This is a genomic window from Mesorhizobium sp. B2-5-4 (assembly GCF_006441095.1).
Classification (GTDB): domain Bacteria; phylum Pseudomonadota; class Alphaproteobacteria; order Rhizobiales; family Rhizobiaceae; genus Mesorhizobium; species Mesorhizobium salmacidum.
Genome location: NZ_VFUR01000028.1, coordinates 19,922 through 32,750, shown reverse-complemented (window position 1 = coordinate 32,750; position 12,829 = coordinate 19,922). Strand labels below are relative to the sequence as shown.

At 64.6% G+C, this 12,829-nt stretch carries 12 protein-coding genes; 6 read left to right on the top strand and 6 right to left on the bottom strand.

All coding sequences use genetic code 11. The features are described 5' to 3' along the window. Positions 1–32 precede the first annotated feature (32 nt). From FJ492_RS25835 to FJ492_RS25815, 5 genes are read right to left on the bottom strand one after another with little or no spacing between them, the layout of a single operon-like run. A complete protein-coding gene (locus FJ492_RS25835) occupies positions 33–1,145 on the bottom strand; it encodes an NAD(P)/FAD-dependent oxidoreductase (RefSeq protein WP_140772966.1) in 1,113 nt (370 codons plus the stop codon). Between the two features lie 10 nt (positions 1,146–1,155). After that, a complete protein-coding gene (gene nagA / locus FJ492_RS25830) occupies positions 1,156–2,328 on the bottom strand; it encodes an N-acetylglucosamine-6-phosphate deacetylase (RefSeq protein WP_140772964.1) in 1,173 nt (390 codons plus the stop codon). Next, positions 2,325–3,359, bottom strand: coding sequence for an SIS domain-containing protein (locus tag FJ492_RS25825; protein ID WP_140772962.1), 1,035 nt, complete (start codon positions 3,357–3,359; stop codon positions 2,325–2,327). The genes nagA and FJ492_RS25825 overlap by 4 nt, the downstream gene beginning before the upstream one ends. Continuing rightward, positions 3,356–4,138: a GntR family transcriptional regulator gene (locus FJ492_RS25820; RefSeq protein WP_027142499.1), complete on the bottom strand. Its 783-nt coding sequence runs from the start codon at positions 4,136–4,138 to the stop codon at positions 3,356–3,358. The genes FJ492_RS25825 and FJ492_RS25820 overlap by 4 nt, the downstream gene beginning before the upstream one ends. Further along, complete coding sequence (locus FJ492_RS25815; RefSeq protein ID WP_140772960.1) at positions 4,135–5,013, bottom strand: N-acetylglucosamine kinase; 879 nt, start codon at positions 5,011–5,013, stop codon at positions 4,135–4,137. The genes FJ492_RS25820 and FJ492_RS25815 overlap by 4 nt, the downstream gene beginning before the upstream one ends. 199 nt (positions 5,014–5,212) lie before the next feature. Here FJ492_RS25815 and FJ492_RS25810 point away from each other — a divergent pair, with 199 nt between their 5' ends. The 6 genes from FJ492_RS25810 to FJ492_RS25780 all read left to right on the top strand — a co-directional run bounded on the left by FJ492_RS25810 (position 5,213) and on the right by FJ492_RS25780 (position 11,739). Next, positions 5,213–6,127 carry an N-acetylmuramic acid 6-phosphate etherase gene (locus tag FJ492_RS25810; protein ID WP_140506937.1) on the top strand — a complete coding sequence of 305 codons (915 nt, stop codon included), beginning with the start codon at positions 5,213–5,215 and terminating at the stop codon, positions 6,125–6,127. A 47-nt stretch (positions 6,128–6,174) separates the two neighbouring features. Then, positions 6,175–7,434, top strand: coding sequence for an ABC transporter substrate-binding protein (locus FJ492_RS25805; RefSeq protein ID WP_140772958.1), 1,260 nt, complete (start codon positions 6,175–6,177; stop codon positions 7,432–7,434). A gap of 230 nt (positions 7,435–7,664) precedes the next feature. Then, positions 7,665–8,594, top strand: coding sequence for a sugar ABC transporter permease (locus FJ492_RS25800; RefSeq protein WP_140772956.1), 930 nt, complete (start codon positions 7,665–7,667; stop codon positions 8,592–8,594). Between the two features lie 10 nt (positions 8,595–8,604). Continuing rightward, positions 8,605–9,444, top strand: a complete 840-nt coding sequence (locus FJ492_RS25795; RefSeq protein WP_140772954.1) for a carbohydrate ABC transporter permease — start codon at positions 8,605–8,607, stop codon at positions 9,442–9,444. Next, positions 9,441–10,520: a Gfo/Idh/MocA family oxidoreductase gene (locus FJ492_RS25790; protein ID WP_281408179.1), complete on the top strand. Its 1,080-nt coding sequence runs from the start codon at positions 9,441–9,443 to the stop codon at positions 10,518–10,520. The genes FJ492_RS25795 and FJ492_RS25790 overlap by 4 nt, the downstream gene beginning before the upstream one ends. Positions 10,521–10,740: 220 nt before the next feature. Next, positions 10,741–11,739 carry an ABC transporter ATP-binding protein gene (locus FJ492_RS25780; RefSeq protein WP_140772950.1) on the top strand — a complete coding sequence of 333 codons (999 nt, stop codon included), beginning with the start codon at positions 10,741–10,743 and terminating at the stop codon, positions 11,737–11,739. Between the two features lie 52 nt (positions 11,740–11,791). Here the strand turns inward: FJ492_RS25780 and FJ492_RS25775 are convergent, their stop codons facing one another. Beyond that, positions 11,792–12,637: a fumarylacetoacetate hydrolase family protein gene (locus tag FJ492_RS25775; RefSeq protein WP_140715557.1), complete on the bottom strand. Its 846-nt coding sequence runs from the start codon at positions 12,635–12,637 to the stop codon at positions 11,792–11,794. Positions 12,638–12,829: the final 192 nt, after the last annotated feature.

The following is a 12,829-nucleotide window of genomic DNA, read 5'->3' as shown; positions in this document are numbered from 1 at the left end:
TGTCCCGCTCCGGCCCGGCGCGACGTGCCGGTTCAGGTCGGGTACAAGAGTTCGACGACATGGTCGGCGATCGCCAGGCTCGCCGTCAGGCCGGGGCTCTCGATGCCGAACAGATTGACGATCTGGCTCGCCCCATGATCGGCCGGACCCTGGATCATGAAATCGGCTGAAGCTTGACCCGGGCCGGACAGCTTCGGCCTGATGCCGGCATAGGCCGGCTGCAGCGCGTCACCCGCAAGATCAGGCCAATAGCGGCGGATCGCCTCGTGGAAGACAGCGCTTCGGCCGGGGTCGACCGTGTAATCCACGCTGTCGATCCATTCGACGTCGGGGCCAAAGCGCGCATTACCGGCGAGGTCGAGCGTCAGGTGGATGCCGAGGCCGCCTTCGACCGGAACCGGATAGATCAGGCGCGAAAACGGCGACCGCCCCGGAAGCGCGAAATAATTGCCGCGCGCCAGCCACTGCCGGGGGACGAGCCTCCTTGGGAAACCGTCGATCCGGCTGGCCACCGCCTGCGCGTCGAGGCCTGTGGCGTTGACGAAAGCGCCGGCCTCCAAGGCGAAGGTCTCGCCGTTGGCATCGCGCGTGTCGATCCGGATCGCGTCGGCTTCGATCGCCGCTCCGGCAACGCAAGTGAGGAACGCAAAGGACGCGCCGGCCGCTTCGGCGTCGCCGCGCAGCGACAACATCAGCGTATGGCTGTCTATGATGCCGGTCGATGGCGACAGCAGCGCGGAGGCACAGGTCAGCGCCGGTTCCAGGCGCTCGGCCTCGCCGCGCGTCAAAAGCTGGAGATCGTCGACCCCGCAGCGCTTCGCATTGGCCTCGATCGCCCGCAACCTGTCCGCCTGGCCGGGCTCGCTGGCGACGATCAGCTTGCCGGCGCGGCGATGGCCGATATTGTGTTCGGCGCAGTAGGCGTAGAGGAGCCGGCGGCCTTCGACGCAGAGCCGGGCCTTCAGGCTGCCAGGCGCATAATGGAGCCCGGCATGGATGACTTCCGAATTGCGTGAACTGGTGACCGTACCGATCGCGTCGGCCTTTTCGATCACCACCACCTCGCGGCCCGACAATGCAAGCGCCCTGGCAATGGCCAGCCCGACGACGCCTGCTCCGGCGACGACACAATCGATTGTCCGCATGGCCTCGCTCTCAGCGGGGAGCGACAGCCTCGAACACCTTGTCGCCGCCGATCCAGACGCTTCCTATGCCAAGATCGTCCGACAGCGCAACGATGTCCGCCGCCGTGCCCTTGGCGAAGCGGCCAAGCCGGTGCGACTGGCCGATCGCCTGCGCCGGATAGAGCGAGGCCATGCGCAGGGCTTCGGACAGCTCGAGCCCAACGGTGCGGTGCATGAACCGGATTGCAGAGATCATGTCGAGGTCGGCGCCAGCCAGCGTGCCGTCGGCAAGCCTGAGGCTCCCGTCCTTGCGGTAGATGGTCCGGCCGTTGAGCGTGAACGAGCTCATATCGGTGCCGATGGTCGCCATCGCGTCGGTGACCAGCACGATCCTGCCCGGTCCCTGCTTGGCATCGAGCGCGATCCTGATCGTGGCCGGATGGACATGGATGCCGTCGGCGATCAGCCCGGCCGACAAGATACCGATGTCGATGGCCGCGCCCGCCAGTCCGGGCTCGCGATTGCCGATCTGGCTCATCGCGTTGAAGAGGTGGGTAACGACGCCGGCGCCGGCCTCGGCGAAGGCTTTTGCCGTGGCATGGCCCGTGTCCGAATGGCCGAGGCTGACGATGATCCCGGCCTTGGCCAACGCCCTGACGCGGGCCGCGTCGACGGATTCCGGCGCGATCGTGGTGAGCAGCACCGGCAGCTTCTGGCGTGCCGCGATCAGCATGGCCTGGTCGGCGTCCGTCATCGGCCGGATCAGCGCCGGATCGTGAGCGCCCTTGCGGGCGATCGACAGATGCGGACCTTCCAGATGCAGGCCGAGAAAACCCGGCACTTTCTGCAGCGCCGCCGCTTCGCCGGCGGCGATCGCAGCGGCGGTGATTGCGGGCGTGTCGGTGATCAGCGTCGGCAGCAGCGCCGTCGTGCCGAACGGTGCATGCGCGCGGCAGATGGTTTCAATCGAGACGACGTCGGGATGGTCGTTGAGCATCACCCCGCCGCCGCCATTGACCTGGATATCGACAAAGCCCGGCACCAGCATGCCGCCACCGGTATCGATGGCGCGGAGATCCCCGGGAAGGGCGCCTTGCGGCAGCATGGCTTCGACGAGGCCGTCGCGCACGACAAGGGCTGCGCCTTCATGCCAGTCGTCGCCGTCGAAGATGCGGGCGCCGGTCAGGGCAAAACGGTCGCTCATACGGTCTCCGTCACCTTGCGAAGGTTGCGTGGTGCGTCCGGATCGAGGCCGCGATGCCGGGCAAAGGCCTCGACGAACATGTAGAAGGAGACGATCAGCGTCAGCGGATCGGTCAGCGGGTGACCGGTGGCGACATGCGGCAGGCGCGTGGCACGATTGGCGAGTGCCGAGGTGACGAACACCGGCGCGCCCTTGGCCGCCAGGCTGTCGGCGGCTTCGGCGACGGATGGCTCGGACGCGTCGCGTGCGGCCAGCGCCAGCACCGGAAAGTCGGGGCCGATCAGCGCCAGCGGGCCGTGCATGACTTCGGCCGCGCTGTAGGCCTCGGCATGCATGCCGCAGGTCTCCTTGAACTTCAGCGCCGCTTCGTTGGCCATTGCCGCCGACGGCCCTCGGCCAAGGATGAACAGCGACTTCTGCTTCTCGATCGTTTCGGCCAGAACGCTCATCCAGTCGCAAGCGATCGCCTTGCCGAAATGCTCGGGCAGGCGGGCAAGTGCCGCGAGAAGCGCTTCGTCGCCGGTCGAATGCGCCATCAGGGCGAGCCCGGCAACGGCGGAGTTGATGAAGGTCTTGGTTGCCGCGACGCTGCGCTCGGGGCCGGCTAGGATGTCGATGGCGAAATCCGAGGCCCGTGCGAGCGGCGAATCAGCGGTGTTGGTTACCGCGATGGTCAGCGCGCCGCCGGCCCGGGCGGTTTCGGCCATGGCGACGATGTCGGGACTCTTGCCCGATTGCGAGATCGCCAGGCAAGCCGAGCCGTCAAGCCGGAGCTTGCGGCCGTAGATCGAGGCGATGGAGGGCCCGACCGAGGCGACGGCAAGGCCCGCGGTCAGCTCGACGGCATATTTCATGAAGGTGGCGGCATGGTCGGACGAGCCACGTGCCACGGTGACGACGAAATGCGGGTCGCGTTCCCTGATGCCGCGCCCGGCTTCGGCCAGCACCGCTCCCGAGCCGTCGAGCAGGCGGGCCACCGCCTGCGGGATCTCCTCGATCTCGCGCTGCATATGAGTGGTGTTGGCAATCATGGTCGGCCCTCTTCGCTTGGCCCTGTCAGCCGCAGCTCGGCGACGAAATCATAGGCGTCGCCCCGGTAGATGGAGCGGGTGAACTCGATCACCTTGCCGCTCGCCAGATAAGAAATACGCTCGATGTGCAGGCCGGCAATGCCTGGCGGCACTTCGAGCAGGCGCGCATCGCCATCGCCGAGATTGGCGGCGGAGATGCGCTGCACGGCGCGCACCGGCCGGTTGCCGGTCAGTTCCAGTGCCGCGTAGAGCGAGGAGCCAATGCCGGCCGGGTCGGGCAGCACGCTGGCCGAGAGCGAGGCGCGTTCGATCGCCAGCGGCGTGTCGTTGGCGATGCGCAGGCGCGCCACGCGCGCCACCAGCTCGTTCGACGACAGGCCGAGCACCATCATCTCGTCGGGCGACGGCGCGTAGAGGCCGCGGTCGAGCCAGGCCGAGCGCACCGCCATGCCGCGCCGCGCCATGTCCTCGGTGAAGGAGGTCAGCCGCGACAGCGACTGCTCGACGCGTTCCATGCGCGGCGCCACGAAGGTGCCGGAGCCGTGCCGCTGCACCAATATGCCGCCCTTGACCAGGTCCTGCACCGCCTTGCGCACGGTGACGCGCGAAATGTCGGCCTTGGTGGCGATGTCGCGCTCGGAAGGCAGCGCGTCGCCCGGGCCGATCAGCCCGCGATTGACGGCGTCCTCGATGCTTTTGCGCAGCTGCAGATAAAGCGGCGCACCGCTTTGCGAGGATTGTTTGAGCGCGGCGAAGATCTGGTCGGCGGCATCGCTCATCGTGCGGCCTCCGTCCTGGCGAACAGACGCGCCGCCATCTGCACCGCACCGCCTAGCGCATCGTCGAGCGGTTCCTTCAGCAGGGCGCGGTAGCGCGCCGACAGGCGCGGCGCGTAGAGCGGTGCCAGTCCGCCGAGCAGGCAGAGCGGCGCTCCGGCCGCGAGCTCGAGCGCGCCGAGCGAGGCCTCGACATCGGCGACCGCCTTGTCGAGGATCCAGTTGGCGACGATGTCGCCTTTTTGCGCGTGTTCGAACACTTTCGGCGCGAAGCCGCCGAAATCGCCTGGTTTGGCGTTGGTGGTGAATTCGACCACGTCCTCGGGATTGTTGCGGAAAACGGCCATCATGCTGTCGGTCAGCGGCGAGGCCTGGCGCACGCCATCATGCGCGAGCAATGTCTGTTCCAGGAGGTCGCGGCCGATGCGGGCGCCGCTGCCCTGGTCGCCGACCTGGAATCCCCAGCCGCCGATGGCACGAGATTTGCCATCCTTGCGCGCCATATAGGCTGTGCCGGTGCCAAGAATCGCCATCGCGCCGTCACCCGAACCGACCGCGCCTTCGAGCGCGATTTCCGCATCGGTCTCGACGCGGCTGGTGCTGAACGGCAGGATCGCCTCGAGCTGCTGCCGGTAGGTGCCGACATTGGCGCCGGCAAGGCCGAGAATGGCCGGTGTTTGCGGGATGAGCTCGGGATCTTGCCCGGCGGCGATAAAAGCCTGCCGCGCCGCATCGACGATGTTCGAACGGGCGCCGGTGAGGTCGGTGCGGATATTGGCGGCGCCGCTTTTGGCGCGGCCGACGACAACGCCCTCCGCTGTAGCCAGTGCGGCCCTGCAGCTGGTGCCGCCGCCATCGATGCCGAGCACGAATTTCACGCGATTTCTCCTCCGGGCGGATAATACCAATAAAATACCAATAGCCAAGGGTTAATTTCCGCTTCAAAAAGATTAAGCCGCACTTGATTGAGAAAACTGGGCAATTCGTCGGCTCAGCGATTTCCTGTCCACGAATTCGTTAATGCGTGTGGACAAGTGGTATTTTTTTGGTATTGTTTTGTGGATTGGAGGAACTGGGATGGCCGAAACGCGCACCGAAGCGCTGCATGGGAATGCCGAGGGGCTGGATATCCAGGCTCCCGAAGCGATCCTCGGCTCGCTGGCCGATGCCCAGGTCGAGGCCGCGAAGGCCGTCCGCAACGCCATTCCCTCCATCGCCAGGGCAGCCGAGATCATCGCCGGCTGCCTGAGCAGCGGCGGCAAGCTTGCCTATGCCGCGGCCGGCAGCTCCGGCCTGATGGCGCTGGCCGACGCGCTGGAACTGCCCGGCACGTTCGGCATCCAGCGCGACCGCATCGCCATTCTGATGGCCGGCGGCGACGAAGCCTTCAGGACACTGGCCGGCGGGCCCGAGGATGATACCGAGGAGGCGTCGACCGCGGTCGCCAATGCCGGCATCGGCGCGGGCGATTGCCTGATCGCTCTTTCCGCCAGCGGCACGACGCCTTATGCGGTGCGCGCTATCGAGGATGCGCGGCGCCGGGGTGCCGCCACCATCGGCATCGCCAACAACAGGGACTCGGCTCTGCTCCGGCAGGCCGACACCGCCATCCTGCTCGAAACACCGCCGGAAGTCATCGCCGGCTCCACCCGCATGGGCGCCGGCACGGCGCAGAAGATCGCTCTCAACATGTTGTCGACGCTCACCGCCATTCATCTTGGCCATGTCCATGACGGCTACATGGTCAACCTCATGGCCGACAACATGAAGCTGCGCGACCGGGCGGCGCGCATCGTTGCCGCCGTCAGCGGCCGCGGCCACGAAGAGGCCGCCAGCCTGCTCGAAAAGAGCGGCGGCGCGGTCAAGACCGCCATTCTGCTCGCCGCCGGCGCCGACAGCGCCGACGCGGCGCAGAAGATACTGGAACGGACGGGCCATAAGCTGCGGCCAGCCCTTTCCGCGATCGAGGGGAACAAGGGCTCCAAAGCCTAGGTTCTCATCAAAACCGAACCTGAAAAAGGTCAACAGGGAGAATGAGCATGACAACGAAACTACTGACGGCACTGCTTCTGGGCACAAGCATTCTCGGCTCGGCCGGATTGGCTCACGCCGAGGACGTAACGCTCAACATCGAAAGCTGGCGCGGCGACGACCTTGCCATCTGGAAGGACAAGCTGATCCCGGCCTTCGAAGCCAAGAACCCCGGCATCAAGGTGGTGTTCGCCCCCTCGGCTCCGACCGAATATGACGCCGCGCTTGGCGCCAAGCTCGCCGCCGGTTCGGCGGGCGACCTGATTACCTGCCGCCCGTTCGACAAATCGCTCGAACTGTTCAAGAAGGGCAACCTTGCCGATCTCTCCGCGCTGCCCGGCATGGAAAACTTCTCGCCCGTCGCCAAGTCCGCCTGGCAGACCGATGACGGCAAGGCGAGCTTCTGCGTGCCGATGGCGTCGGTCATCCACGGCTTCATCTACAACAAGGACGCGTTCGACAAGCTCGGTATCAAGGTGCCGCAGACCCGCGACGAGTTCTTCGCCGCGCTCGACAAGATCAAGGCCAACGGCACCTACATCCCGATGGCGATGGGCACCAAGGACCTCTGGGAAGCCGCGACCATGGGCTACCAGAACATCGGCCCCAACTACTGGAAGGGCGAGGACGGCCGCAAGGCGCTGATCAAGGGCGATCAGAAGCTGACCGACAAGGATTGGGTCGCTCCCTTTGAGGAACTGGCCAAGTGGAAGCCTTATCTCGGCGACGGCTTCGAAGCCCAGACCTATCCGGACAGCCAGAACCTGTTCACGCTCGGCCGCGCCGCCATCTACCCGGCCGGCTCGTGGGAAATCGGCCTGTTCAACACGCAGGCCCAGTTCAAGATGGGCGCCTTCCCGCCGCCGGTCGAGAAGGCCGGCGACACCTGCTACATCTCCGACCATACCGATATCGGCATGGGCTTGAATGCGGCTTCCAAGCATGCGGACGCGGCCAAGACCTTCCTGTCCTGGGTGGCCTCGCCTGACTTCGCCACCATCTACGCCAACGCGCTGCCGGGCTTCTTCAGCCTGAACTCAGCACCGGTGAAGATGCAGGACCCGCTGGCACAGGAATTCGTCTCCTGGCGCGGCAAGTGCAAGTCGACGATCCGCTCGACCTACCAGATCCTGTCGCGCGGCACGCCGAACCTCGAAAACGAGACCTGGGTTGAATCGGCCAACGTCATCAACGGCACCGATACGCCCGAAGCCGCGGCCAAGAAGCTGCAGACCGGCCTCGACAGCTGGTATAAGCCGGCCAAGTAAGAGCTCAGGCAACGGAGCCGGCTGGGCGCGTGCCCGGCCGGTTCCGGATTATCCTGTTCCATATTGCGATTGTCGGCTCTGCCTCACGGCCTTACCCTTGCTCTTGTTGGGGAAGGCTAGCTGATCAGTCGCAGGCCCTGTCTTGCCGCGCCGGGCAAGGTTGGGTCGTGCATCGAGGCATCATCTAGCATCACATCGTCTGGAACCGAGAGACGGCGGGGACCGAACTCATGGCCGCACAAACACGACCGAAAAGACCGTTCCGCTGGCATATCGCCGTCTTCCTGGCGCCGGCGGTGCTGGTCTATACGGCAATCATGATCCTGCCGCTGGCCGGCACGCTGCAGCTTTCGCTGTTCCGCAACGTCGACCAGTCCCAGATCTTCGTCGGCCTGGACAATTTCCGCACTTTGTTCGGCGACCCGAACTGGTCGGTGAATTTCTGGAACGCGCTGCGCAACAACGTCTGGTTCTTCATCATCCACATGCTGGTGCAAAACCCGGTCGGCGTGCTTTTGGCCGCGCTCCTGTCCAGCCCGAAGCTCCGGTTCTCGGCCTTCTATCGAACCGCGATCTTCGTGCCGACCATCCTGTCCTTCGTCATCGTCGGCTTCGCCTGGAAGCTGATCCTGTCGCCGCTGTGGGGCGTGGCGCCGCATCTGCTCGACTTCGTCGGCCTGAAGAGCCTGTTCACGCCGTGGCTCGGCAAGGAGCAGTACGCGCTGACCGCGCTCAGCCTGATCTCCGTGTGGCAGTTCATCGGCATCCCGATGATGCTGATCTATGCAGCGCTGCTGTCGATCCCCGAAGAGGTGATCGAGGCCGCCGAATGTGATGGCATCACCGGCCTGCCGCAGTTCTGGAAGATCAAGTTGCCGCTGATCCTGCCCTCGATCGGCATCATCTCGATCCTCACCTTCGTCGGCAATTTCAACGCCTTCGACCTGATCTACACCGCGCAAGGCGCGCTCGCCGGGCCGAACTATTCGACCGATATCCTCGGCACCTTCCTCTACCGCGCCTTCTTCGGCTTCCAGCTGCAGGTCGGCGACCCCAACATGGGCGCGACCATCGCCACGATCATGTTCCTGATCATCCTCGGCGGTGTCTGCGTCTACCTCTTCCTCATCCAGACGCGCCTGCGTCGCTACCAGTTCTGAGGGGCAAGAGATGAGCATCGCCACCCGTTCACTCCCGCGCACCATCGGCGCCCACGCGATTCTGCTGACCTACACGGCTATCGCGCTTTTCCCGGTGGTTCTGGTCATCATGAATTCGTTCAAGTCGCGCGCCGGCATCTTCGGCGCGCCGCTGACGCCGCCGACGCCGAAAACCTTCGACATGATCGGCTACACCACGGTGATCGGCCAGGGTGACTTCATCCATTATTTCCAGAACAGTCTCGTCGTCACCGTCGGCTCGCTGTTCTTCGTACTGCTGTTCGGCGCCATGGCTGCCTTCGCGCTGTCGGAGTACCGCTTTCGCGGCAACACGCTGATGGGGCTTTACCTGGCGCTCGGCATCATGATCCCGATCCGCCTCGCCACCGTCGCCATCCTGCAATTGATGGTGGCGAGCGGGCTGGTCAACACGCTGACGGCGCTGATCCTGGTCTACACCGCGCAAGGCCTGCCGCTGGCCGTCTTCATCCTGTCCGAATTCATGAAGCAGGTCTCCGACGACCTGAAGAACGCCGGCCGCATCGACGGCCTGTCCGAATACACCATCTTCTTCCGCCTGGTGGTGCCGCTGGTGCGGCCGTCGATGGCGACGGTCGCCGTCTTCACCATGATTCCGATCTGGAACGATCTGTGGTTCCCGCTGATCCTGGCGCCGTCGGAAGAGACCAAGACGGTGACGCTCGGCGCCCAGCTTTTCCTCGGCCAATTCGTCACCAACTGGAACGCCCTCCTAGCCGCGCTCTCGCTGGCGATCCTGCCGGTGCTGATCCTCTACGTCATCTTCTCGCGGCAGCTGATCCGCGGCATTACTTCCGGAGCCGTCAAGTGAGTTCAGAATCACCCCTTCGCGTCCCAAATCCCCTCCGAGTAATCGTCGCCGGCCTCGGCAATATGGGCCGCAGCCATGCGCTGGCCTATCACACCAATCCGGGTTTTCAGATCGCGGCGCTGGTCAATCGCTCCGACGTGCCGTTGCCTGGAGGGCTGTCCGGCTATGGCATCAGGCGCTCATTCGACGACGCCCTGCGCGAGGAAAAACCCGACGTCGCCTGCGTCGCCACCTATTCGGACAGCCATGCCGATTATGCGGTAAAGGCGTTCGAGGCCGGCTGCCATGTCTTCGTCGAAAAGCCGCTGGCAACGACGGTGGCGGACGCCAAGCGCGTCGTCGCCGCAGCCAAGGCCAATGGCAAGAAACTGGTGATCGGCTACATCCTGCGCCATCACCCGTCCTGGATCAGGCTGATCGCCGAGGCGCGCAAGCTCGGCGGTCCTTACGTGTTCCGCATGAACCTCAATCAGCAATCCTCGGGGCATACCTGGGAGACGCACAAGCAGTTGATGCGGACGACATCGCCGATCGTCGATTGCGGCGTGCACTATCTCGACGTCATGCTGCAGATCACCGACGCCAAACCGGTCGAGGTGCGTGGCATGGGCGTGCGGCTGACCGACGAGGTGGCGCCCTCCATGTACAATTACGGCCATCTGCAGGTGCTGTTCGATGACGGCTCGGTCGGCTGGTACGAGGCCGGCTGGGGTCCGATGATTTCCGAGACAGCCTTCTTCGTGAAGGATGTCATGTCGCCCAAGGGCTGCGTGTCGATCGTCATGAAGGAGGGCGTGAGGTCCGACGATATCGACGCCCACACCAAGACTTCGACCATCCGTCTGCACAGCGCCGCGACCGGGCCGGACGGCAAATTCGCCAGGCCGGACGAGATGCTGTCGATGGAAGGCGAACCCGGTCATCAGGATCTCTGCGATCTCGAACAGGCTTTTGTCCTCAAGGCAATCCGCGAGGACATCGATCTCACCAGACACATGGACGACGCGGTGCGGTCGCTCGCCGTCTGCCTTGCCGCCGACGAGAGCGTGCGCAGCGGCAAGGCGGTGCGACTGTGACCAGGCTGTCGTCGTCAGCGCCCTACGGCGCCCCCCTCTGTCCTACCGGACATCTCCCCCTCAAGGGGGGAGATCGACTGTCTCGGTTGCCTTCGCCAATCACCAACATTGCAAGAAGAAAGCATGGGTCGACGCTGCCAATCTCCTTCCTTGAGGGGGAGATGGCCGGCAGGCCAGAGGGGGGTGCTTTCGCGCCCACGCATCAATTCGGAGGACTGCCGTGGGCTCGTTGAAGATCGAGAACGTGAAGAAGGCCTTTGGGCCGGTCGAGGTGCTGAAGGGCATCGACCTCGAAGTGACGGACGGCGAGTTCGTTGTCTTTGTCGGGCCTTCGGGCTGCGGCAAGTCGACCTTGCTCCGCGTCATCGCCGGGCTGGAGGATTCGACCTCGGGCCGGGTGCTGATCGATGGCGACGACGTCTCCGTCACGCCGCCGGCAAAACGCGGCATCGCCATGGTGTTCCAGACCTATGCGCTTTATCCGCATCTGACGGTGAAGAACAATATGGGCCTCGGCCTCAAGCAGGCGAACACGCCGGCGGCGGAAATCGATCGCCGCATCGGTGTTGCCTCGTCCATGCTGTCGCTGGAACCTTATCTCGAAAGACGGCCGGCGGAACTCTCCGGCGGCCAGCGCCAGCGCGTCGCCATCGGCCGCGCCGTGGTGCGCGAGCCAAAACTGTTCCTGTTCGACGAGCCCTTGTCGAACCTCGATGCGGCGTTGCGCGTCAACACACGGCTGGAAATAGCGCAGCTGCATCGCCGGCTCAAGGCGACGATGATCTATGTCACCCACGACCAGGTCGAGGCGATGACGCTCGCCGACAAAATCGTTGTGCTCAATGCGGGCCGAATCGAGCAGATCGGCGGCCCGATGGAGCTCTACAATTCGCCGGCAAACGAGTTTGTCGCCGGCTTCATAGGCTCGCCGAAGATGAATTTCGTCGACGGCGCCCGGCTCGGCGAGACAGCCAAGACCATCGGCGTGCGGCCCGAGCACCTGACCGTCGATCCGAAATCCGGTGCCTGGAAGGGCACTGTCGTCCATGCCGAGCATCTTGGCGCCGACACCAATCTTTATCTGGATTCCGAGAAGGCCGGCCTGATCACCGTGCGGATTTTCGGTGTGTACGACGCCGAACCCGGCGCCACGCTTTATACGACCCCCGATCCGGCGAAGACGTATCGGTTTGGGCCGGATGGGAAGGTGCTGAAGTAGGACGCGCCAACGCTTCTTGCCTTCTCCCACAGGGGAGAAGGGAAGGGCGCGCTTAAACGTCAGCCCTGAACGTCTGCTTCTGCTGTCCCAGCCCCTCGATACCCAGCTCCACCACATCGCCGGCCTTCAAGAACACTGGCGGCTTCATGCCGAGGCCGACGCCGGGCGGGGTGCCTGTCGAAATAATGTCGCCGGGGTGCAGCGACATGAACTGGCTAAGATAGGAGACGAGATAGGCAACGCCATAGACCATGGTCCTGGTCGAGCCGTTCTGCATCGTCTTGCCGTTGACCGTCAGCCACATTTTGAGGTTGTGCGGGTCGGCCACTTCGTCCTTGGTCACCAGCCACGGGCCGGTCGGGCCGAACGTGTCGCAGCTTTTGCCCTTCGTCCACTGGCCCTGGCGCTCGGCCTGGAAGGCGCGTTCCGACACGTCGTGCGCGACGCAATAGCCGGCGACGTAGTCGAGCGCATCGGCTTCGCTGACATATTTGGCTTTTCTGCCGATGATCACGCCGAGCTCGACTTCCCAGTCGGTCTTCTCGGAACCACGCGGGATCAGCACGTCGTCGTCCGGGCCGACGATGGCCGAGCTTGCCTTCATGAAGATGATCGGCTCAGGCGGCACGGTGGCGCCGGTTTCTGCGGCATGGTCGGAATAGTTGAGGCCGATGCAGATGAACTTGCCGGTGCCGGCAACGCAGGCGCCAAGGCGCGGCTTGCCGGAAACCACCGGCAGCGACTTCGCGTCGAGCTTCGACAGCATATCCAGCGAGGCCGGATGAAGCGTGGTGCCGGCAATATCGGCGACATGGGCGGAGAGATCGCGGATCGTTCCATCCGCATCGAGCAGGCCGGGACGTTCGCTCCCCATCTCGCCATAGCGCAGCAGTTTCATGCATCTTCTCCTGATTGCGGCCTCGTGGCCGTTCTACAAACTCTCCGCCGAGGCATCAGCCCCTCTGGAACCGGGCGGACCGTAGCCACCGGCCTGCTTCACGACAAGCGTGGACAGCGTGTTTTGACAGCCGGCGAGCGGGATTTTCAGACTTCCCGATCCTTCATCAAGTCCGATCGTCCGGTTACCCGC